This window comes from Bacillus sp. VA15 (assembly GCF_055721145.1).
Genome location: NZ_JBVQPQ010000002.1, coordinates 192,121 through 217,472, shown reverse-complemented (window position 1 = coordinate 217,472; position 25,352 = coordinate 192,121). Strand labels below are relative to the sequence as shown.

2 protein-coding genes (1 of these 2 running past the window's edge) are annotated in these 25,352 nt (G+C 46.9%); both read left to right on the top strand.

All coding sequences use genetic code 11. The features are described from left to right. On the top strand, positions 1-11,659 hold the 3' portion of the coding sequence (locus AC0DBE_RS06040; RefSeq protein WP_472961459.1) for an amino acid adenylation domain-containing protein. 3,485 nt of this gene lie to the left of the window's left edge; only the last 11,659 of its 15,144 coding nucleotides appear in the window; its start codon lies off the left edge, out of view; the stop codon is at positions 11,657-11,659. Continuing rightward, positions 11,643-25,352, top strand: a complete 13,710-nt coding sequence (locus AC0DBE_RS06035; protein WP_472961457.1) for a type I polyketide synthase — start codon at positions 11,643-11,645, stop codon at positions 25,350-25,352. Before AC0DBE_RS06040 ends, AC0DBE_RS06035 begins: the two co-directional genes overlap by 17 nt.

The window sequence follows — 25,352 nt, the reverse complement described above, 5'->3', positions numbered from 1 at the left end:
GCAGGCGAAAAAGACACCTGATAGAGCAGCTGTCAGCTATGAAGATCAAACATTGACGTATCGGGAGCTCGATGAAAGAAGTACACAGCTGGCCATTTATTTGCAGGCGCATGGAGTGGGACCTGACCGTCTGGCGGGAATCTATGTGGATCGATCGCTTGACATGCTGGTGGGATTATTGGCGATTGTTAAGGCTGGAGGAGCATATGTGCCGTTAGACCCGTCCTATCCGGCTGAGCGACTGGAATACATGCTGGAGGACAGTGAAGTATCCATGACGCTGACGACATCAGAATTAGTAAATACGTTGAATTGGAACGGCATCAAGACTGCTCTGTTAGATCAAGACTGGGATGAGATCGCACAAACAGCCTCTGATCGAAAAGTGCTTACACGCACTGTCACGCCGGAGCACTTGGCATATGTCATTTATACATCCGGCAGCACAGGAAAGCCAAAAGGCGTTATGATACCGCATAAAGCTTTGACAAATTTTCTCGTTTCAATGGGAGAAACACCAGGTCTTTCGCCAGAGGATAAATTGCTCGCTGTCACAACCTATTGTTTTGATATCGCAGCTCTGGAGTTATATTTGCCTTTGATAAAGGGCGCACACTGCCATATTTGTCAAACGGAGCATACAAAAGACGTTGAAAAACTGAAACAGGACATCCAAACGATCAAACCGACAGTGATGCAGGCAACCCCCGCTACATGGAAGATGCTCTTTTATTCAGGCTGGGAAAATGAAGAGAGAGTGAAAATTCTATGCGGAGGCGAAGCTTTGCCTGAGACGTTAAAAAGATATTTCTTACATACAGGCAGCGAAGCCTGGAATATGTTCGGGCCAACCGAAACAACAATCTGGTCAGCGGTTCAGCGCATTAACGAAGAATGCTCTCATGCCACGATAGGAAGGCCAATCGCCAATACACAAATGTATATTACGGATTCTCAGCTTGTTCCAGTACCGGCTGGAGTTCCGGGTGAGCTTTGCATTGCAGGGGACGGCGTGGCGAAGGGCTATTACAAAAAGCAAGAATTAACGAATTCGAAATTCATTGACAGCCCTTTTGAGCCTGGATCGAAGCTTTATAGAACAGGAGATATGGCGCGCTGGCTGCCGGGAGGACGAATTGAATATATAGGCCGTATCGATAATCAAGTGAAAATACGCGGGTTCCGTATTGAACTTGGCGATATTGAAAGCAAGCTCAGTGTGCATCCTGGCATTCAGGAATGCGTCGTGGTTGCAGCTGAAGAGAATGGAATGGATAAGCTTGCTGCCTATTATACAGCTCAACATGCAAATGCTTCTCTAGCGGCAAGGGAGCTGCGTCATTATGTAAAAGACGTTTTGCCTGCCTATATGGTGCCTTCTTATTTTATTCAGCTTGACCATCTGCCGTTAACACCGAACGGAAAAATAGACAGAAACAGTCTTAAAAATAACGAACTTACAGCGAAGCAGCCAAAGCAAAGGGAGATCTCTCCTAAGAACATTCAGGATGCGGTTTTCACCATTTGGCAGGATGTGCTGAAAATGACTGACATTGAATGGGAAGACGGATTTTTCGATGTGGGCGGGGATTCGCTTCTAGCGGTTACTGTCGCTGACCGCATCAAACATGAACTATCCTGTGAGTTTTCTGTCACAGACCTGTTTGAGTACTCAACGATCAAAAATATCAGCCAATACATTACTGAACAACGGATGGCCGATACAAGTGCCTCGATGCCGACAGAACCGGCAGTTCATATAGATCAGTCCACCCAGATGAGCGAACTCCCAGATTATTATGAGGATAGTGTGGCGGTTATTGGCATATCGTGTGAATTCCCAGGGGCGAAAAACCATGCTGAGTTTTGGGAGAACCTCAGAGACGGCAAGGAAAGCATTACGTTTTTTAGTAAAGAAGAGCTTCAGCGTTTTGGCATTTCAGAGGAGATAGCGGAGAATGCCAGCTATGTCCCGGCTAAATCTTCAATTGATGGGAAAGACAAATTTGACCCAGGCTTCTTTCAAATCTCTCCTAAAGACGCTGAATTTATGGACCCGCAGCTTCGAATGCTGCTGACTCACTCATGGAAAGCAATAGAAGATGCCGGTTATGCTGCGAAGCAGATTCCGCAAACCAGTGTTTTTATGTCGGCAAGCAATAATTCTTATCGCGCGCTGCTGCCGTCAGATACAACAGAGAGTCTGGAAACGCCGGATGGCTATGTCTCGTGGGTGCTTGCGCAGAGCGGGACGATTCCGACAATGATTTCCCATAAGCTCGGGCTGAAAGGGCCAAGCTATTTCGTCCATGCCAATTGCTCATCGTCCCTGATTGGATTGCATTCTGCCTATAAAAGCCTGCTGTCAGGTGAATCTGCTTATGCTTTAGTTGGCGGTGCAACGCTGCATACCGAGTCAAATATCGGATATATGCATCAGCCGGGTCTTAACTTTTCGAGCGACGGACATATTAAAGCTTTTGACGCTTCAGCTGACGGAATGATAGGCGGTGAGGGTGTTGCCGTAGTATTGCTGAAAAAAGCGGCTGATGCTGTAAAAGACGGGGATCATATCTATGCTTTGCTGAGAGGCATAGGTGTAAATAACGATGGCGCCGACAAAGTCGGTTTTTATGCTCCTAGTGTCAAAGGACAGGCTGACGTGGTGCAAAAGGTCATGAATCAAACGAAGATACAGCCTGAATCCATCTGCTATGTGGAAGCGCACGGAACTGGAACGAAGCTGGGAGATCCAATCGAGCTGGCGGCTTTAACGAACGTTTACAGGCAATATACAAATAAAACGCAATTTTGTGGCATTGGGTCGGTGAAAACCAATATCGGACATTTAGATACAGCTGCCGGTCTGGCGGGCTGCATTAAGGTCATGATGAGTCTTTATCATCAGGAGCTTGCACCGAGCATCAATTATAAGGAACCGAATCCAAATACAGACTTAGCCAGCTCTCCTTTTTACATCGTTGATCAAAAGAAAACGTTAAGCCGTGATATCAAAACGCACAGGGCTGCACTAAGCTCGTTCGGGCTTGGCGGGACAAACACTCATGCGATTTTCGAACAGTACAAAAGAGATTCTGACAAAAGAAAGATAGACGGGACCTGCATCATACCGATCTCGGCAAAAAATAAGGAGAGGCTGCAAGAGTATGTGCAGGATATTCTGGCCTATTTGGAAAGAAAAGGACTTGAGGACGGACAGTTGTCTGATTTTGCGTATACCCTACAGGTCGGGCGGGAAGAGATGGAGCATCGCGTTGCCTTTACTGCCGATCATGTGAATGAGTTAAAACAAAAGCTCACAGATTTTATCAATGGAAAAACAGCGATTGAAGGCTGTTTTCAAGGAAGTAAGCACAATGACAGGGAGATTTCATGGCTGACGGAGGATGAGGACAGCGCGGAACTGATCCGTAAGTGGATGGCCAAAGGAAAAGTGAACAAGCTCGCGGAAATTTGGAGCAAGGGAGCGCATATGGATTGGGTGCAGCTTTACAAAGGTGAGCGTCCATACAGAATGAGCCTGCCGACATATCCATTTGCAAAGGAACGATACTGGCCATCGCAGGATGACCGCAAGCCGTCGGGTCAAATATCATCCAATCAGACAGAGACCGGTTTCATTCATCCGCTGCTCCATCAGAATACATCTGATTTTTCTGAACAGAAATTCAGTTCGGTTTTCACTGGTGAGGAATTCTTTCTGAGAGACCATGTAGTAAGAGGAAAACCGGTGCTCCCTGGTGTTGCGTACCTTGAAATGGCGCACGCGGCTGTCAAGCAGGCGACTGGAAGCAATAATGTTCAAGGGGTCAGAATCAAATTGAATCATACAGTCTGGGTTCAGCCTGTTGTGGTTGACGAACATTCGGCTCAAGTCGATATCGGTCTCTTTCCTGAAGAAGATGGGAAAATCACTTTTGACATTTACAGTACACAGGAAGACGGGGCCGACCCGATTATTCATAGTCAAGGCAGTGCGGAGCTGGTATCTGCCGCCGAAACGCCGGTCGCAGATCTCACTGAAATTTCAAGCCGCTGCGGCAAAGGAAAGATGTCACCTGATCAATTTTACGAAGAAGGCAGAAGCAGAGGGATGTTCCATGGTTCGGCCTTCCAAGGAATTAATAATGTGGATATAGGAAACAGAGAGGTTTTGGCGCAGCTACAGCTTCCAGAAAACGTTTCTGAAACGAGAGAACAGTTTGTGCTGCACCCGAGTATCATGGACTCCGCCTTGCAGACGGCAACAATATGCATCATGCAGGAATTGACGGATCAAAAGCTGATTTTGCCATTTGCGCTTGAACAGCTTGAGGTGATTAAAGGATGTTCTTCTTCTATGTGGGCTTATGCCTGCTTAAGTGACGGTGATCACGCCGGAGATATGGTTCAGAAAGCGGATATCGATGTCATTGACGAGAGCGGAGACGTATGTGTCAGGATTAAAGGATTCTCCACGAGAGTATTGGAAGGAGAGGTTCATTCATCAAAGCCTTCATCACGGCATGAACGCTTAATGCTCGAGCCGGTATGGGGAGAACAGAAGGGCGGATTTGAGGACGAAGACCTTTCATTCGCAGAGCAAATTGTTGTTCTCTTTGAAACTGAACGAAGTGTCACAGACAGCCTTGCATCAAACTTGAAGGATGCCCATGTCATAACTCTGAATGAAGCTGAAGGGCATATTGCTGAACGTTATCAGTTTTACGCGCAGAACGTGTTTGAGCTAGTGCAAAGAAAGATCCGTGAGCATTCTGCCGGCCGTATTATGATTCAAGCCATCGTTCCACTAAAAAAAGAGAAACAATTGTTTGCCGGTGTTTCCGGTCTGCTTAAAACAGCTGAATTAGAGTTCAGCAAACTGACAGCTCAGGTCATCGAAATCGAGAAACCTGAAGAGATGAATGATCTTCATGTCAAGCTGAAAGACGACAGCCGGAGGCCTGCGGATAAACAGATTCGATATGAGGCTGGAAACCGTTTTGTGAAAGGTTGGCGGGAAATGGCGCTGCCTTCCGCTGAAGAGCTTCATATGCCGTGGAGAGACGAGGGTGTTTATCTAATTACAGGCGGAGCAGGAAGATTAGGCCTGCTGTTTGCAAAGGAAATTGCTAATCGAACCGTTCGATCCACTATTGTGCTGACGGGACGCTCTGTTTTGAGTGAGCGTAAGGAACATGAACTGGAGGCTCTGCGAAGCATGGGAGCAGAGGTCGTCTATCGAGAGGCTGATGTAAGTGATCAGAGGGCGGTTCGGCGTCTCATGGAGGAAATCAAAGAAAAGCATGGCACTCTTAACGGAATCATTCACGGTGCAGGCAGCATTAAAGATCACTTCATCGTTCATAAAACGAATGAAGAGTTTCTAGAAGTGTTACAGCCAAAAGTGAGCGGGTTGTTACATGTAGACGAATGCAGCAAGGATTTTCCATTGGACTTTTTCATTTTATTCTCATCTGTTTCCGGATGTTTAGGAAACGCTGGACAAGCCGATTATGCCGCAGCCAATACGTTTATGGATGCATTTGCTGCATACCGCAGTTCTCTTGTGTCATCCAAGAAGCGATTCGGCTCAACTATTTCCTTTAACTGGCCGTTATGGGAAGAAGGCGGCATGCAAGTCGGCGCTGAAGTTGAGCAGAGAATGCTGAAAACGATGGGAATGGTCCCGATGCCAACAGATAGCGCCTTGAAAGCATTTTATCAAGGAATAGCATCTGAAAAATCGCAAGTTTTTGTGATGGAAGGGCAGCTTCAGAAAATGAAGCAAAAACTGCTTTCTGCAGGAGAGAAAGCCAAACGGAACGATCAGAGAAACGCGAATCAGGATCACGGACAAACCCGAAAATTGGAGTCGTCTTTGATTCAAATGGTTGGCGAGATTTTAAAGGTAAACACTGGCGATATCGATGTCAATACAGAGCTGAGTGAGTACGGATTCGATTCGGTTACATTTACGGTCTTTACAAACAAGATCAACGAAGCATACCAATTGGAACTAACGCCGACCATTTTCTTTGAATATGGGAGCATCCAAAGCTTGGCTGAATATGTAATGGCGGCGCATCCGGGAGAATTGAATCAAGATGCTGCTGTTAATGACACAGATGAAAGGTCAAGCTCATTGCACAGTTTAAACAGCCTGAGTGCATCATTAGGCAACATGGTCAGTGCGATTTTAAAAGTGGATAGTGAAGATATTGATGTCAATACAGAGCTGAGTGAATACGGATTTGATTCGGTTACATTGACGGTCTTTACAAACAAGATCAACGAAGCATATCAATTGGAGCTTACGCCGACCATTTTCTTTGAATATGGAAGCATTCAAAGCTTGGCTGGATATTTGATAGATGAATTTGAGGAAACTTTTGTTCAGGAGAGCAAAAAATCAGAGGGGCAAGAAGAGTTACAGACTAATATATCATCTGAAGTTCCGAAAATGGCAGCGCGTAGAAAGCACCGCTTCCAACAGCCTGTTATTGCAAAAGAAGAAAGAAGCAAAAAGCAGACTGCCGATTTTGAGCCGGTTGCAATTGTGGGCATCAGCGGCCGATTCCCTGGCGCTATGGATATAGATGAATTTTGGAAAAACCTAGAGGAAGGCAAAGACAGCATCACAGAAGTTCCAAAAGATCGATGGGATTGGCGGGAGCATTATGGAAATCCTGACACTGAAGTCAATAAAACCGACATCAAATGGGGCGGGTTTATTGATGGTGTCGCAGAGTTTGATCCATTGTTTTTTGGTATTTCGCCGCGTGAAGCCAATTATGTAGACCCTCAGCAACGTCTGTTAATGACGTATGTGTGGAAGGCGCTGGAAGATGCGGGCTGCTCGCCGCAAAGCCTTTCGGGTACAGGGACGGGTATCTTTATCGGTACAGGAAACACAGGTTACAAAGACCTATTCCATAGAGCGAATCTTCCAATTGAAGGCCATGCCGCTACAGGTCATATGATCCCTTCGGTTGGCCCGAATAGAATGAGTTATTTTTTAAATATCCACGGTCCGAGCGAGCCAGTCGAAACAGCTTGTTCCAGCTCTCTTGTAGCCATACACCGTGCTGTGACCGCGATGCAAAGCGGCAATTGTGAAATGGCGATCGCAGGAGGCGTGAATACGATCCTAACCGAGGAGGCGCACATTAGCTACAGCAAAGCTGGCATGCTAAGCAAAGACGGCAGGTGTAAATCCTTCTCCGCCGATGCGAATGGTTATGTCAGAGGTGAAGGTGTCGGAATGGTCATGCTGAAAAAGCTGGCAGACGCCGAGCGCGACGGGAATCACATTTACGGTGTTATTCGGGGGACGGCGGAAAATCACGGCGGAAGAGCCAATACCCTGACATCACCTAATCCGAAAGCACAAGCTGATTTGTTAGTGCGTGCATATCGCCAGGCAGGCATAGATCCAAGCACGGTCACATATATCGAAGCGCATGGAACGGGGACGGAATTGGGCGATCCAATTGAAATAAACGGGCTGAAAGCCGCGTTTAAGGAATTATCCAATAAGAGAGACGGCAGACAGCCGGACATTCCGGATCACCGTTGCGGCATCGGCTCAGTTAAAAGCAATATCGGCCATTTGGAGCTTGCCGCAGGTATCTCAGGTCTGATCAAAGTATTGCTGCAAATGAAGCATAAAACGTTAGTGAAAAGCCTGCATTGCGAGACGCTTAATCCTTATCTTCAGATGGCTGACAGTCCGTTTTACATCGTTCAGGAAAAACAGGAATGGAAGGCTGTCACAGATCGTGACGGAAACGAGCTTCCGCGCCGCGCCGGAGTCAGTTCGTTTGGAATTGGCGGAGTAAACGCACATATTGTGATTGAAGAATATACGCCAAAAGCCAATTCAAAACAAACGGCACCAGAACAGCCAAACATGATTGTGCTGTCGGCTAAAAATAAAAACAGGCTAATGGATCGTGCTTCGCAATTACTGGAGGCGATTCGCAAGCAAAAATATACAGATAAAGATTTGCACCGCATCGCTTACACCCTGCAAGTTGGGCGAGAAGAAATGGATGAGCGTCTGGCGTGTATTGCGGGGACGGTGCAGGAACTTGAAGAGAAACTGCAGGCGTTTGTTGACGGTAAGGAAGAAACTGAAGCATTCTTCCGGGGACAGTCGAATCGAAATAAAGAAACCCAGGCCATTTTTACAGAAGATGAGGATATGGCGATAGCAATTGATGCTTGGATCAGAAAAAGAAAATACGCTAAACTTGCTGATTTATGGGTCAAAGGCGTAACGATCCAGTGGAATACATTATACGGCGAGACCAAACCGCGCCTGATCAGTCTCCCTTCATATCCATTTGCGAAGGATCGCTATTGGGTACCGGTAAAGGAACATTCAGAATCGGACAAGAAAGAACTAGTTGATGCTAGAGAAAAGCGCACCGCATGTATTTTGACAAAACAATGGAGTTTGAGCCCGGTTGGCTCAACAGTGCCAGTGACACGAACGGTTGCCATCCTGAGCAATCAAGAGACAGCAGATTTGGCAGCTGAAGTGTCTACGTATTTTCCGAACCATCTTATATTAGATGTGAGCCGGATAGACTGGCACCAGCCAGACATTGATTGGAAAGAGTTTGACGGCCTAGTGGATGTCATCGGCTGCGGAGAAGATGATGAAGACCAGCTGGATTGGATTGAATGGGTGCAGAGACTGGTTGAATTCGGACATAAAGAGGGGCTCAGGCTGCTTTGTGTGACGAAGGGGCTCGAATCGTTTCAAAACACATCCGTCCGAATGGCAGGCGCCTCACGAGCTGGTTTGTATCGGATGCTTCAAAGCGAGTACAGCCACCTTACATCAAGACATATGGATGCAGAGGAGGTTATTGATCATCATCGTCTCGCGAAGCAGATCGCTGATGAGTTTTATTCAGATTCTCATGATACGGAGGTTTGCTACAGAGACGGTTTGCGGTATCAGGCTTTTCTAAAAGCGTCTCCTGAAACAGGTGAGGGAGCCGAACAAAGGATGACCTTCCCTAAAGATCATGTGCTTATTATTACAGGCGGGACACGAGGCATCGGACTATTATGCGCCCGGCATTTTGCGGAGCACTATGGAGTGAAAAAGCTGGTGCTGACCGGGCGAGAGCAGCTTCCACCGCGAGAGGAGTGGGCTCGTTTTGAGACATCAAACACATCCGCGGCAGAGAAAATTCAGGCAGTGCGGGAGCTGGAAGCGCAGGGTGTGCAAGTGCAAATGCTGTCGCTTACGTTATCTGATGATGCTCATGTTGAGCAAACGCTGCAACATATCAAGCGAACATTAGGACCGATCGGCGGTGTCATTCATTGTGCAGGTCTGACGGATATGGACACTCTGGCGTTTATCCGAAAAACTTCTGATGATATTCAGCGGGTGCTGGAGCCTAAAGTTGCTGGGCTGACAACGCTATATCGCCACGTGTGTAACGAGCCATTACAGTTTTTTGTATTATTTTCTTCTGTTTCAGCCATTATTCCGCAGCTTTCGGCGGGACAAGCTGACTACGCTATGGCCAATAGCTATATGGATTATTTTGCGGAAGCACATCGGAAAAATGCGCCGATCATCAGTGTTCAGTGGCCGAATTGGAAAGAAACCGGTATGGGCGAAGTGACAAATGATGCATATCGAGAAAGCGGCTTGCTGAGCATTACGAATTCAGAGGGCTTACGTTTTCTAGATCAAATCATATCAAAAACGCTCGAACCGGTTGTTCTCCCTGCGCTGGCGAATCAAACAAATTGGGAGCCGGAGCTACTGATGAAGCGGAGGAAACGGCATGAGGACGGTTTGCGGGAATCGACTTTGCAGAGCCCGCTGGCCAAAGATAACGAAGGGATCGATGCAATTTCTAAAAGTGAGGGGCTATTATCTGAAACACAGTCCTGGCTTGTTGATTTGTTTTCCGAAGAGCTGAGAATTGATCGTGAAGACTTTGAGATTGACGGATTATTTCAAGATTATGGGGTGGATTCGATCATTTTGGCACAGGTGCTTCAGCGTATAAACCGCAAATTAGAAGCAGCGCTCGATCCATCTATTCTATATGAATACCCGACAATTCAAAGATTCGCAGATTGGCTGATCGGCTCTTATTCCGAAACGCTGTCTGCTCTATTCGGAGGCGGGATATCGGGTACATCAGCAACTTTGGAGAACAAAATGGAAGCAGGCGTATCTGCCCCTGCGAAGGAGCGTGCTCTTGCCGCCCAGATACAAGCGCCGACGACTCTTTCACCGGGTCCTCATGCAGAAGATATTGCTGTTGTCGGGCTGTCTTGCCGCTTTCCGGGAGCAGATACGCTGGAAACCTATTGGTCGTTATTATCTGAGGGACGTTCATCAATCGCTCCGGTTCCGGCAGAGCGCTGGGGCTGTAAAACGCCATATTATGCCGGCATGATTGATGACGTCATCCATTTTGACCCTGATTTCTTTCTGCTTCATGAAGAAGACGTAAGGGCGATGGACCCGCAAGCATTACTCGTATTGGAAGAGTGTCTGAAGCTCTTGTATCACGCCGGATATACACCTGAGGAAATAAAGGGGAAGCCAGTCGGCGTTTATATTGGAGGCAGAAGCCAGCACAAACCTGATGAAGAGAGTCTTCATCATGCTAAGAATCCGATCGTGACAGTCGGCCAAAATTATTTAGCGGCTAATATTTCACAGTTTTTTGATGTCCGCGGCCCGAGTGTTGTAGTAGATACAGCCTGTTCGTCAGCTTTGGTCGGCATGAATATGGCCATTCAAGCTCTGCGTAGCGGTGATATTCAATCTGCCTTAGTCGGCGGTGTCAGCTTGCTGAGCTCAGATGCCTCTCACAGACTATTCGACCGGCGCGGCATTTTAAGCAAACATTCATCCTTCCATGTGTTTGATGAGCGTGCCGATGGAGTTGTGTTGGGTGAAGGCGTCGGAATGGTCATGTTAAAAACAGTAAAACAGGCGCTGGAAGACGGAGATACCATATATGCTGTCGTGAAAGCAGCCTCGGTCAATAACGACGGAAGAACGGCAGGCCCGGCCACGCCTAATCTGGAAGCGCAAAAGGAAGTCATGAAAGACGCGCTTGTCAAAAGCGGAAAAAAACCAGAGGACATCAGCTATCTTGAAGCAAACGGGTCAGGTTCAATGGTAACCGATCTGCTTGAACTGAAAGCGATCCAATCGGTGTACCGTTCCGCTCACTCATCGCCTCTTTCTCTCGGCTCCATCAAGCCGAACATCGGGCATCCGCTATGTGCTGAAGGGATCGCCAGCTTTATTAAAGTTGTACTGATGCTGAAAGAGCGCCGCTTTGTCCCATTTTTATCAGGTGAAAAAGAGATGGCGCATTTCGATCAACGGAAAGCGAATATTACGTTTGCCCGAACGCTGGAAAAATGGACAGATTCGCGGCCTGCGGCGGCCATCAACTGTTTTGCCGATGGGGGGACGAATGCTCATGTCATCGTAGAGGCGTGGGAAGAAGATGAAAAACGCGCCAGCAAGCGCAGTCCAATATCGCCTCCGCCATTAAAGAAACGGGCGTTTTCGCCCGGCGAGTCAAAGCCGGTAGCGGAGACCTTAAAAGTGGATGCGGCAAACATATGGGATACTTATGAGGTGGAGGTCTAACGTGAAAAATATAACGAAACAACTCACATTATCGTTAAAAAATCCGTTTATTTATCACCATGTGGTTTACGGACAAAATGTCCTGCCGGGATTAGCCTATATTGATATGATCTACCAGATATTCAGAGAACACGGCTACGCCTGCTCAGAGCTTCAGCTGCGGAATTTATCCATCTATCAGCCGCTGACTGTGGAACAGAATGCGGTGATCATTCTCGATGTCCAATGTACGGAGAAAAAAGAAGGAAAGTGGCAAATCACAGCCAAAGGCTTTGAAAAACGTGGCGGGAATAAAGTTTCAGAAGAAAAGGTCTATATGAAGGCTGACATGCACGCCCACTCCCCGGCTGTATTTGAAGAAACACTGGATCTTAATCAGATTAAAGCAGCTGCGCAAAACGTTATTCAGCTTGATGATGTATATGAACAATGCAGACGTCAGGAGTTAGTGCACAGCGAATATATGAAAGCCAGCGGTCACATTTATGAAGACGAAAACGGCGTCCTTCTTGATCTTTCTCTCGGTTCTGAAGCCATGCATCACGCAGAAGGCTTTATGTTTCATCCGACTCTCATAGACGGGAGCGGGGTGGGTGCCAACAATTTGCTCACATCTTTGCTTAAAGGAGAACAGAGGCTGTATTTGCCTCTGTTCTATGAATCCTTTTCCGCTTCAGCACTTTTGCAGACACATTGCATGACGAGAATTAAGCGCTCCTCCGTCCGGCAGGAAAAAGAGCTGATTTATGTAACACTTGAATTTTTCAACGCTTCGGGAGAAAAAGTGGCTGAACTGAAAAACTTCACAAGCAAACTAGTGCGGGAAGCAGAGCTGATTAGCGGAAAGCAACAGGATGTAGAGGAGAAACAAGAGACGGGAAAGGGCACAGTCGAGCATACTCAAGCTGCTGACACCGTATCTTCATCCGGCAGTATGGGGTCCTATGGCGAGGCTGAACAGTTCGTAAGCCAATTAATTGCAGGCAAAATAAATAAGCCGATCGAACAGATTGAAAAGCAGGTCGGCTATTACCAAATGGGACTGAATTCATCAGGCTTGCTTGAAGTGGTAGAAACCATCAGTGACAAGATCGGTGAGAGCCTTTCGCCGACTCTCTTGTTTGAGCATACCACCATTGCCGAATTGTCAGCGTTTCTTGCCGAGGAATATGCTGAGCATTTTTGTGCCGCTGGTTCCCTTGATCAAAATGAAAGAGAGCACGTCTCCGATAGCATAATCGGCGATAAGGCTGCCGAAGGCCGAAAGACAAGCGGACCTGCTGACTTTTCTCATATTGCACCTTCTGAGACAGCAGGCGACATTGCGATTATCGGCTTGGCGGGCAGGTATCCGAAGGCAAACAATATTCATGAATTTTGGAACAATCTGAAAGAGGGCAAGGATTGCATTAGCGAGATTCCAGAGTCGCGCTGGGATTGGCGGCGCCTTGAAGGAATCACATCTCCTTCGGGTAAGGACATTTCCAAATGGGGCGGATTTATTGATGATCCAGACTGCTTCGATCCTCAATTTTTCAGAATCACGCCGAGAGAAGCAGAGACCATGGACCCTCAGGAGCGACTGTTTTTAGAAACCTGCTGGGAAACGATTGAGGATGCAGGCTACACGCCGAAGACTTTGGCCAAGCCTAAAGGACGGAACAAAAGGCAGCATGTAGGCGTTTTTGCAGGCGTCATGCATAAGGATTATACATTAGTCGGCGCTGAAGAAGCATCAGCGGAAAATGTGTTTCCTCTCTCGCTCAACTATGCGCAAATCGCCAACCGTGTATCTTACTTTTGTAATTTCCACGGCCCGAGCATGGCGGTCGATACGGTATGCTCCTCATCTCTGACTGCTGTACATCTGGCGTTGGAAAGCATTCGCCACGGTGAGTGTGATGTCGCGTTAGCAGGCGGAGTGAACCTGTCCCTGCATCCTAATAAATATATGACATACGGGGTCTGGGATATGTTTTCCACTGACGGGCACTGCCGTACATTCGGCAAGGATGGAGACGGTTATGTGCCGGCAGAAGGAATCGGTGCGGTTTTATTAAAGCCATTGCACCAGGCAGAGAAAGATGGAGATCGCATTTATGCAGTGATTAAAGGAAGTACTGTGAATCATGTGGGCACTGTAAGCGGCATTTCAGTGCCGAGTCCAGTTTCTCAAGCTGATCTGATTGAGGCATGCTTAGAGAAAACGGGAATTGACCCGCGGACGATCAGTTATGTAGAAGCACACGGAACCGGTACGTCCTTAGGAGATCCGATCGAATTACAGGGGTTGATGAAAGCATTCCGCCAATATACACAGGATCGGCAGTTCTGTTCAATCGGTTCTGTTAAATCGAACATCGGGCATGCTGAATCCGCTGCGGGTATCAGCGGTTTAAGCAAGGTTGCCCTTCAGCTTCACCATCAAACACTCGTGCCTTCTTTACATTCAAAAGAACTGAATCCGTACGTGGATTTTGAAAAGTCTCCATTTTATGTACAGCATGAAACAGAAACGTGGAAACAGCCTGTTATCAAGGAGAAAGAGGAAGACATTCTTTATCCGCGCCGGGCGGGTATTAGTTCCTTCGGGGCAACCGGTTCAAACGCACATATTATCCTTGAGGAATACATTCCTCAAACAGCGGAGCAGGACGTTTCATTGCCGTCAGATTCTGACATGCCGGCGGTTATCCCGCTTTCTGCCCGTAATCAAGAACGTCTTCGTGTATATGCAAAACGTCTCTTGGAGTTTCTTCACGACGGGATTCAGATTAGAGATTTGGCTTATACATTGCAGATAGGTCGTGAACCTATGGAAGAGCGGGTTGCTTTTGTAGCAGCCGGAATTCAAGAATTATCAGGTCAATTGAAGGCTTTTGCAGAAGGGCACGAATCCATTCAGCATTGCTGGATGGGCCGAATATCAAGAGGAAGCGATTTATCGCTTTCTGCCGAAACGGTACATAAATTGCTGGAGCAAAGAAAACTCGATCAGATTGCGGAGCAGTGGGCGAACGGATCTGCGGTTGACTGGAAGCTTCTATATGAGGAAAAGAAACCAAAACGGATCAGCTTACCGACATACCCTTTTGAGAAAGTGCGTTATTGGGTACCAAAAGCTGAGGCGGCGACTAATCGTTCTAAGCAGGAAGGACACATCCTACATCCTCTTCTGCATCAAAATGTGTCCGACATGTCGGGAGTCCGCTTTCGGTCAGCGTTCACCGGACATGAATTTTTCTTAAAGGACCATGTCATTAATGGCGAGCGGGTTTTACCCGGTGCAGCTTTATTGGAAATGGTACGGGCGGCTGTGGAAAAGGCAGCTGCAGATCAGTTCCCGACAGGATTCCGACTCCGGAATATCGTCTGGGTTCGGCCGTTTGCCGTCACAGAACAGCAAGCAGACATACACATACGTTTATATCCTGAGGACAATGGTGAGATTGCATTCGAAATCTGCCAAGAGCCTGAAAGCGCAGAGAAGGCGCCGGTTGTATATGGACAAGGGGTCGCAGTGCTTTGTGAGGCTGATGAACCTCGGGTAATCAACATTGAAGAACTGAAGGCAAATGATAATGAGCGGATTCTGTCACCTTCTGATTGCTACGAGGCTTATGCAGAAATGGGCATTCATTATGGTGACAGCCACAGAGCGATTGACAGCATATATATCGGCAAAAACGGAGTTCTCGCGAAATTGACGATGCCTCCTGTGATCTCCGACACGGAAGACCATTATGTCCTGCATCCAAGCATGATAGATTCGGCATTTCAAGCATCTATCGGTTTGAGGCTGGGAAGCGATACGCGTTTAGCAGACAGAAAGGCCATGCTGCCTTTTGCATTGCAGGATGTCCAAATCTTCAAAGGCTGTGAGGCGTCTATGTGGGCGCGGATCACATACAGCGAGGGCAGTGGAGCTGGGGATCGCATGCAGAAGCTTGATATCGATTTGTGCAATGAAGAGGGGCAGGTTTGCGTGCAGATGAAGGGCTATTCTGCAAGAGTGCTAGAAACAGATACAGAAAATCCTTCTGAGACAATTGACACGCTGCTGTTTGAACACGTTTGGGAAGAAAATGCTCCTGACGAGAAGAAAGAGTTTATAGCGTACGAGACACATAAAGTCGTTATCTGTGATTTTGGAGAACAAATGGAAAACATCCGAAACGATCTTGACTGTATAGTCCTGCATCATCATACAGCGGCAATTGATGAACGGTTTGAAGCATACGCCGTACAGTTATTTGAAGAAATCAAACAGCTGCTGCACTCGAAAACCGGGGGACATACATTCATTCAAGTGGCGGTGCCTGCGTTGAACGAGCCGCAGCTATTAAGCGGCTTAACCGGACTGCTCAAAACGGCTGAACTGGAAAATCCCAAACTGAAGGGACAGCTGATTGAATTAGATACCGGGATATCTGCTAGTGGCCTATACGAAATATTGGAAGAAAACAGACGCTGTCCTCTTGACACACATATCCGCTACTGGCAAGGAAAACGTATTGTAAGCAAATGGAAAGAAACGTCTGGTGAGCACCTAAGTGCTGACATGCCATGGAAAGATAAAGGGGTTTATCTGATGACAGGCGGTGCAGGCGGCCTTGGCTTCATCTTTGCAAATGAAATCGCAAACCAAACGAATGATGCTGTTATGATCCTGACTGGTCGCTCTCCTCTCGATGAAAGGAAGCAGGTGATGCTTCAAGAGCTGCAGAAACTTGGCGTCCGAGCGGTTTACAGACAAGCGGATCTGACAGAGAAACAAGCTGTTGATGCCTTAATAATAGAGATCCAAAACACTTACGGCGGCCTGGACGGCATCATTCATAGCGCCGGTATGATAAAAGATAATTTCATTATTAAGAAAAAGAAAGAAGAAGTTCAAACCGTGCTCGCTCCAAAAGTAGCCGGTCTGATTCATCTTGATGAAGCAACGAAAGATATTCCGCTTGATTTCTTTATCCTTTTTTCTTCAGGTGCAGGAGCAGTGGGAAGTGCGGGACAGGCTGATTATGCAATGGCGAATGCATTTATGAATGCATTCAGCGAATATCGAAATGGTCAAGCAGCGCTGGACAAACGTTACGGAAAAACACTTTCGGTATGCTGGCCGCTGTGGAAAGACGGGGGCATGCGTATTGATGCTGAAACTGCGAGGATGCTGACAAAAGAAACAGGCATGGTAGCCATGGAAACAAGGCGAGGGATTCAGGCGCTATATCATAGCTGGGTGTTAGGAAAGCCGCAAGTATTAGTGGCTTCCGGTGTTGCCAATCGGATACGTGCATTTTTATATGAAACGGGACATGGTCAAGACCCATCTCACAATATGAAGAATAGAAATGTCAATCAGAATACGGAAAGAGCGGACATTGTCCTGGGAGTCGAGGAAGAGACATTGAGAGAAAAAGCTGAGAATTATGTGAAACAAGTGCTTTCTTCGGTTATCAAGCTGCCGGCCGGCCAGATTGATGCTGAAGCTCCTCTCGAGGATTACGGGATCGATTCTATTATGATCATGCATGTAACGGGTCAATTAGAAAAAGTATTTGGATCTTTGTCTAAGACATTGTTCTTTGAGTACCAGGATATTCGGTCATTAACCCGGTATTTTACTGATTCCCACCGAGAAAAGCTGCTGGACATCTTGAAAATTGAAACAGACAAACCTTCTGCTGCGGAGAATAGAAAAACAGATTCAGAGCCTGAAAGGAGAGAAATCTCTGTTGCCCCAAGAAAGTCCGGATTCTTTCCTTTGCAAGAAAAAGGGCAGAAGCAGCCGAGAAAAAAGGAAACAGAGAAAATTGCAATCATTGGTATCTCAGGGCGCTATCCTCAGGCAGACAACATCTATGAATTGTGGGAAAACCTGAGGGACGGACGAGACTGTATTACGGAAATTCCTGAAGATCGCTGGGATCATAGTCTCTATTATGATGAGGATAAGGACAAGCCTGGAAAAACCTACAGCAAGTGGGGCGGCTTCATGAAGGATGTAGACAAGTTTGATCCGCAGTTTTTCCATATTTCGCCCCGTGAAGCAAAATTAATGGACCCTCAAGAGCGTTTATTTTTGCAGTGTGTGTATGAAACGATGGAAGACGCAGGATATACAAGGGAGCATCTTGGCCGTAAGCGTAATTCGGAGCTTGGCGGAAGCGTCGGGGTGTACGTCGGGGTCATGTACGAAGAATACCAGCTGTACGGAGCGCAAGAGCAGGTGCGCGGTAGGTCTCTGGCGTTAACAGGGAATCCATCATCCATCGCGAACCGGGTATCTTATTATTTTGATTTTCATGGGCCGAGTATTGCTTTGGATACCATGTGTTCTTCTTCCTTAACTGCTATTCATTTGGCCTGCCAAAGCTTGCAGCGCGGAGAGTGTGAGGCGGCATTCGCGGGCGGCGTGAATGTTTCAATCCACCCCAATAAGTATTTGATGCTTGGGCAGAACAAATTTATGTCCAGCAAAGGCCGATGTGAAAGCTTCGGAGAGGGTGGAGACGGCTATGTGCCGGGTGAAGGCGTTGGAGCAGTTCTTCTTAAGCCATTGTCTAAAGCCGTTGAAGATGGCGATCACATATATGGAATCATTAAGGGGACAGCCATTAACCACGGAGGAAAAACAAACGGTTACTCAGTTCCCAACCCGAACGCCCAAGCAGATGTGATCAAAAAGGCATTTGTGGAAGCAAAGGTTGACCCGCGGGCAGTCAGTTATATCGAAGCGCACGGCACGGGAACGTCTCTCGGAGATCCTATTGAAATGACAGGGCTGTCCAAAGTGTTTACGCAACAAACGAATGACAAACAATTTTGTGCAATAGGCTCAGCCAAATCAAATATCGGGCACTGTGAGAGTGCAGCAGGTATCGCAGGATTAACGAAGGTATTGCTCCAAATGAAAAACAGGCAGCTCGCGCCTTCCATACATTCAAACGTGTTGAACCCGAATATTGATTTCCATAACTCAGCGTTTAAAGTACAGCAAGAGCTAGAAGAATGGAAGAGGCCAATCATTTCTGTCAATGGTAAAGACATCGAATATCCGAGAATCGCAGGCATCTCTTCATTTGGCGCTGGGGGAGTTAACGCCCATATTTTAATAGAAGAGTATGTTCCGGAATCTGGGCAGGAACGTTCCCTAGCAGGGAAACAGCCAGCTGTCATTGTGCTCTCAGCAAAAAATGAGGAAAAACTTCAGAAACGGGCGGAACGATTGCTGCATGCCATTCGTGAACAACGATATGATGAAGCTGATTTGCACCGAATCGCCTATACGCTGCAAGTCGGGCGTGAAGCGATGAATGATCGCCTGGCGTTCGTTGTGGAAACGATGCAGGAGCTTGAAGAAAAGTTGAATGAATGTGTCTCAGGAACAGAAGATCGTGAATCTGTCTATCGAGGACAAGTGAAACGCAACAAAGAATCCATTGCCGCTTTTGCCGCTGATGAAGATATGTCAAAAACAATCGAGGCATGGATGAAAAAAGGAAAGTACGCGAAGGTTTTAGACCTTTGGGTAAGAGGCTTGCGTATCGACTGGGACACGCTTTATCAGGATCAGAAACCGCGGCGCATCAGTCTACCTGCCTATCCTTTTGCAAGAGATCGCTATTGGATAGAAGTTAATGCAACAAAGGCTGAGGAAAAAAGAACGGTGGACCCAGCTGCTGAGGTACAGCCGGTCATACAAAAGCCGTCTATAGTGAGAGAAGCCAGCGGCAAGCCTGCCAATATCACGTTACAGCCTTTAATGGCCAATCAGGATCGTTTGCAGCGTACAGCATCTCTGGTTCCATCAGATACAGAATCAGAGACGATCTCGGCGGAAGAATTGTGCGATGCACTAACGGCGAGCTTAGCGGAAGTGCTGTACATGGAACAAAACGAGGTTGACCCAGACGACGCATTCATAGACATCGGAATGGATTCGATTACAGGACTCGAATGGATAAAAGCAATAAATAAACAGTATGGGACATCACTAAATGTCACCAAGGTTTATGATTATCCGACAACACGTGATTTCGCTGTTTACTTAGCACATGAGTTAAGCGCACAAGCCAGAGAGAAAACAGAAGAAAGCGAAGCCCCGAAGCAAACGGGGACGTACGCACCGATGAAACAGAAAACAGCAGCACCTGCTGCTAAACCGGACAATATCTCCCTGCAGCCGTTAGAGCATCATCAGCCGTTGCAGGAAGAACCTGCAGCAACTATTCAATATGCAGCAGCCCAAATATCCGCAACAAGCCAAAATACTGGGGCAATTGAAACGCTGTATGAAGAATTGAGGGAAAGCATAGCAGACGTGTTATTCATGGAGCCGCATGAGGTGGATATTGACGAAGCATTCATTGATATCGGAATGGACTCGATTACCGGGCTCGAATGGATAAAAGCTGTGAATAAGCAGTATGGCACGTCCTTTTCAGTCACCAAAGTGTATGATTATCCAACGATACACGATTTTGCCGAGATGCTAAAGTCTGAGCTTGGAACTCATCTCGATAGAAAACAAGAATTGACAGAACAGAATGATCCCTCTGAAGCTGTTAAACAGCCGGCGGCACTGCCTAAGGCAGAGCCGTCAGAGCGTCCGCTTCAGTCTGTTCAATATCCAATAAAGAAAGAACATGAGAAGAAACCTGCCCCTATTCATCAAGATCACCGGGAGGATGCGATAGCCATTGTCGGGATGTCGGGAAGGTACCCGGGCGCAAGTAATGTAAGAGAGTATTGGGATAACCTGGTTCATGCGAGAAATGCCATTCGGGACATTCCAACATCACGGTGGGATGTTGATCAGTACTATGATCCTGCCTTGAACAAAAAAGGGAAAGTCTATTGCAAATCAATGGGGATGCTTGATGATATTGAACATTTTGATCCGTTGTTTTTTAATATCCCGCCGTCAGAAGCTGAACTGATGGATCCGCAGCACCGAATATTTTTGCAGGAAGGCTATAAAGCCTTTGAGGACGCTGGATATAACGCCCGAACATTAAATGAGAAAAGATGCGGCGTTTATCTCGGCATTATGAGCAATGAGTATGGGGTCATGCTGAATCGGCAGGCAAGAGCAAACGCCACCGGGAACAGCTTTGCGATCGCCGCGGCGCGTATTCCGTATTTTCTTAATTTAAAAGGGCCTGCTATTCCTATTGACACCGCATGCTCATCTTCTTTGGTCGGCACACATTTAGCTCGACAGGCACTCATAAACAAAGAAATTGATATGGCGCTGGTTGGCGGTGTCAGCTTATACCTGACGCCGGAATCTTACATCAGTATGTGTGAGGCTGGCATGCTTTCACCTGATGGACAATGTAAAGCATTTGATAATGGTGCGAATGGTTTTGTGCCCGGCGAGGGTGCGGGTGCGCTGGTTCTGAAAAGGCTGAAAGATGCAGAAGCAGACCGTGACCATATTTATGGCATCATCATTGGCTCAGGTATTAATCAGGACGGGAAAACAAACGGAATCACGGCACCGAGTGTGAAAAGCCAAATGGATCTGGAAAGAGATATATATGAAACATATGGCATAGATCCTGAGAGTATCAGTTATGTAGAAATGCATGGTACCGGAACGAAACAAGGAGATCCAATTGAATTAGAGGCTTTATCCACCGTATTTCAAGAAAAAACAGACAAAAAACAGTTTTGTGCAATCGGCTCAGTCAAAAGTAACATTGGCCATACATCCGCGGCGGCCGGAGTAGCTAGTGTTCAAAAAGTGTTATTGTGTATGAACCACAAAACCCTGGTGCCAACATTGAACTTCACGACACCGAATGAGCATTTTCAATTTGAGCATTCTCCTTTATATGTAAACACGGAGCTTAAGCCTTGGGAATCGGCCGATGGAAAACCGAGGAGAGCCTGTGTCAGCTCTTTCGGATATAGCGGGACGAATGCCCACATCGTTATAGAAGAATATCAGCCTGAACAGAGGAATGATCAATTAACAAAGCAGCATCATTCAACATTATTTGTACTCTCAGCGAAAAAAGAGCAGCAATTGAAGGCCTATGCAAAAGTAATGAAAGATTACGCAAATTCAATAGAAGAAATTGATTTGGAGGATATGGCATATACGCTACAAACCGGCCGGGAAGCGATGGATTATCGGATGGCGTTTTTGGCGGATTCGAAAGAAGCGGTTATCAAAGCTTTAGGTGATTATTTAGCGGATGTGCCAAACAACAGCATATTTGCCGCTCACGTGAAAGCGAAGAAAAGCGAAATCAAGCTATTTGAAACAGATCATGATGCCAAAGCATTGCTGCAAACATGGATAGAGAAGAAAAGGCTGGAGAAAGTAGCGGAATTATGGGTGAAAGGGCTGCAGATCGATTGGAACGGACTTTATGGAGCTCACATGCCTCGCCGAATCAGTCTGCCTGCTTATCCGTTTGCAAAAGAGTATTACTGGCTGCCACATCAAGAAGACAAGCCCGAAAACAGTGGTTCAGCACAGCCTTACTCCGAACCGATTACTAAGCACTGCTTTCTGCGCAAACAGTGGCAGCATTGTCCGATTGAATCAGTAGAACGTACGAATCAAACCGTTGCCATTTTAGCAAACGAGGAGACAACGGCATTAGCGGCAGAGCTTTCGAAGTATTTCTCGAATTACCGTATATTTGACAGTCAAGAGCTCGGTCATGTATCTGCTGCAGGCTTTGAACATATCTCTGGAGCAATCGATCTGATCGGGTGCGGTACGAGCCATGAGCAGTCGATAAGCTGGATAAACTGGCTCCAAAAGCTGATCGAGCAAGGACGTACAAGTAAGTATCGTTTGACGATCTTGGGTGTAACGAAAGGGCTGGAGTCTTTCGAAAATAAAGCTGTTCATTTGTCTGGTGCTTCACGGGCCGGTTTATATCGCATGCTTCAAAGCGAGTACAGCCACCTTACATCAAGACACGCAGATATGGATTGCGCAGCCTCTCATGAGGAGCTGGCCAAACAGATTGCAGACGAGTTTTATGCCAATAGCACAGAATCAGAAGTCTGTTATCGAGACGGCAAGCGTTATCGCGCATATTTGGCAGAGCAGCCAGCAGACGCTGCCGGCCTTTATCAGAAGCAAGTATCCTTTTCAGCAGAAAAAGTCCTGCTCATTACAGGCGGGACAAGAGGTCTCGGTTCGTTGTGTGCGCGGCATTTTGTGAAAACATACGGTGTTAAGCACCTGGTGCTCATCGGCCGTGAAGAGCTGCCGCCGCGTGACCAGTGGAATTCAGTAAAAAGTGCCTCGATTGCTGAGAAAATAAATGCGATTCAAGAGCTAGAAGCCATGGGTGCGGATGTTCAAGTGCTGTCTCTGGACCTGGCCGATTCATTTGCTGTCGCACAGAGCCTGAAGACCATACACGAAACAATGGGGCCGATTGGCGGAGTCATCCATTGTGCCGGGAAGGTGAACAAACATAATCCGGCATTTATCAGAAAATCACTAGAAGAGATCGAACAGGTGCTTGAACCGAAAGTCGAAGGCCTGCAAACGTTGTTTGATCTGCTCAAAGGTGAACCGTTGGCGTTTGTTGCCTTGTTTTCATCAGTATCAGCGGCCATTCCTATTCTTGCAGCCGGACAAGCTGATTACGCGATGGCGAATGCATTTATGGATTATTTTGCAGAGGCGCATAGAGATGAATGTCCAATTGTCAGCATTCAGTGGCCTAACTGGAAGGAAACCGGTTTAGGTGAGGTTCGCAGCAAAGCTTTAGAACAAACGGGATTGGTAAGCTTGAGAAACGATGAGGGATTACAGCTGCTGGATCAGATTCTATCCGATACACAGCATGCTGTCGTGCTGCCGGTAATCCAAGATACAAATGTATGTAAGCCGGACAAGCTTATACAGCCGTCACGGCCTGTTGAAGCTCTCTCACATCCTGAGACGAAAAAGCAAGCTGACACTCAAAACCTGTTCCTTGAAACAGTCGACTGGCTTGTAACTCTATTTTCAGATGAATTGAAGATAGCAGCTGAAGATTTTGAAACGGATGAGCCTTTCCAAGAATACGGAATCGACTCGATTATATTGGCTCAGCTGGTACAGCAGATGAATCAAACATTAAATGGAGATATTGATCCGTCGATTTTGTTTGAATATCCGACAATAGAATCCTTTGCAAACTGGCTCATATCGAAATATGATGTATTAGCTATTTTGCATCGATCTGTTCCTGAGAAACAGACACCTGTCAAGGCACAACCAGCAATGAAACAGACGCCACTGCCAGAACAGCAGCCGCAACAGATAAGTCATGTAAAAACAGCGAGTCTTACAGAAGATATCGCCATCATCGGTCTTACTTGCAGGTTCCCTGAAGCGGAAACGCTTGAGGCATACTGGGATTTAATACGTGATGGACGGTCTGCGATTAAACCTGTACCGCCTGAACGATTCGGGCATTCCAGCTCGAATTACGCGGGTCTCATTGATGAAATGAACCGATTTGATCATGATTTCTTCATGATGTCCGAGAATGATGTCAGAGCGATGGATCCTCAAGCTTTGGCTGTATTGGAGGAAAGCCTGAAACTGTGGTATCACGCCGGTTATACAGAGAAAGAAGTGAAAGGCATGAGGACTGGTGTTTATATAGGAGGCCGCAGCCAGCACAAGCCTGATCCGTCCAGTCTTTCAAAAGCAAGAAATCCGATTGTGGCTGGCGGACAAAACTATTTAGCAGCTAACATTTCACAATTTTTTGACTTAAGGGGCCCAAGTATTGTCTTGGATACCGCTTGTTCCTCTGCGCTGGTCGGGCTGAATATGGCCATTCAGGCTCTCCGAAGCGGAGATATTGAGGCAGCGGTTGTGGGCGGCGTCAGTTTGCTTGATGCTGATGCGCATCAAATGTTTCAGGAGCGCGGACTTTTATGTGACAAACCGTCATTCCATATTTTTGATAAGCGGGCAGACGGTGTCATTTTAGGAGAAGGCGTGGGTATGGTTCTCGTCAAAACCGTCAGCCAAGCACTCGAAGACGGAGATTCCATATACGCAGTCATTAAAGCCGCTGCTATTAACAATGACGGAAGAACGGCAGGCCCATCTTCACCGAATCTCGAGGCGCAAAAGGATGTCATGCAGACAGCGCTTGAAAAAAGCGGCAAAAAGCCTGAAGAGATCAGTTATCTCGAAGCGAATGGTTCGGGATCAGCAGTAACAGACTTACTTGAACTGAAGGCGATTCAAGCCATTTACCGCTCTGGGTCAAAGGCGCCATTAGGGCTTGGATCAGTGAAACCTAACATCGGCCACCCTTTATGTGCTGAAGGAATAGCGAGCCTGATTAAAGTTGCTTTAATGCTGAAACATAGACAATTGGTTCCATTCCTGTCAGGTGACGAAAACATGCCGTATTTTGATATAGAAGAGACAGATTTGTATTTTTGTAAATCGCAAACCGAGTGGAGCGAAACAACGCCAGCTGCGGCAATCAATTGCTTTGCCGATGGCGGAACAAATGTCCATCTGATTGTAGAAGCTTGGAAAGACTCGGCTGGGCGTCCAATCAGAAGAAAACCTTTGCCTCTGCCGGAATTGCATCGTCAGCCCGTTTTAACAGAACCATCAGCTCAAACCGTGCAGAAAAAAGTGCTTTCAGACACGGGGGCTCCTAAAGATATGTTTTGGAAAACTTTCAAATAA